Source organism: Streptomyces cupreus, from assembly GCF_014257025.1.
In the GTDB taxonomy this organism is placed as follows: domain Bacteria; phylum Actinomycetota; class Actinomycetes; order Streptomycetales; family Streptomycetaceae; genus Streptomyces; species Streptomyces cupreus.
This window is the reverse complement of record NZ_JACMSF010000169.1, coordinates 1-1,160: the sequence shown is the minus strand read 5'-3', so window position 1 is coordinate 1,160 and position 1,160 is coordinate 1. Positions and strand designations below refer to the sequence as shown.

Below are 1,160 nucleotides of genomic sequence, written 5' to 3'. Positions count from 1 at the left end.
CTAGTGTCCTGCGCCAGAGATCCGTCGGCAGAAGCGGGCGAGGGAGTCGAGGATCTCTTCGGCTGTCTTGGTCCAGATGAACGGCTTGGGGTCTTCGTTCCAGTCCTTGACCCAGGCCCGGATATCGGCTTCCAGGGCCTGGATGTTCTTGTGTGCGCCGCGGCGGATCATCTGGTGGGCCAGGTAGCCGAACCACCGCTCGACCTGGTTGATCCAGGAGGAGCCGGTCGGGGTGAAGTGCAGCTCGAACCGCGGGTGTTTGACCAGCCAGGCCTTGATCGCGGGAGTCTTGTGGGTGCCGTAGTTGTCCACGATCAAGTGGATCTGCAGGTGCGCGGGCACCTCCTTGTCGATCCGGATCAGGAACTTCTTGAACTCCGCGGCCCGGTGCCGGCGGTGCAGGGCCGTGATGACCTCGCCGGTGGCGACATCGAACGCGGCGAACAAGGTGGTCAGGCCGTTGCGCACGTAGTCGTGGGTACGCCGCTCGGGCATGCCCGGCATCATCGGCAGCACGGGCTGGGACCGGTCCAGCGCCTGGATCTGCGACTTCTCGTCCACCGAGAGCACCACCGCCCCCTCGGGCGGATTGAAGTACAGCCCCACGACGTCGTAGACCTTCTCCACGAACAACGGATCCGTCGACAGCTTGAAGGTGTCCGCCAGATGCGGCTTGAGCTGGAACTGCCGCCAGATGCGGCCGACTGTGGACTTCGACAGACCACTGTGTTGCGCCATCGATTTCCTGGACCAGTGGGTGGCGTTCTTCGGCAGCTGCTCCAGCGTGGTGACCACCACCGCCTCCACCTGATCGACGCTGATGGTGGGCGGCCGGCCCGGCCTGGGCTCGTCGACCAGCCCGTCCAGCCTCTCGGCGAGAAAACGCCGCCGCCACTTGCGCACCGTGTCCGCGGCCACCCGCAGATCCCGGGCGACCGCGACGATCGGCGGCACCTCCGGCCCCGCACACGCCAGCACAATCCGCGCCCGCAAGGCCAGCGCCTGGGCCGATGTCGCCCGACGCGTCCACCGCTCCAACTCCGCCCGCTCCTCCGCGGACAGCAGCAACGGCTCCAGCTTCGGGCCCCGACGAGGAACTGACGCACCAGCAGTAGAAGTCACACACCAACTAACGATCAACTACTGGCGCAGGACACTAG

Annotated in this window: 1 protein-coding gene; it reads right to left on the bottom strand. The window is 66.2% G+C overall.

Annotated features, from left to right (window positions below):
• A complete protein-coding gene (locus H4N64_RS44130; protein ID WP_186288256.1) occupies positions 1 to 1,122 on the bottom strand; it encodes an IS630 family transposase in 1,122 nt (373 codons plus the stop codon).
• Positions 1,123 to 1,160 lie beyond the last annotated feature (38 nt).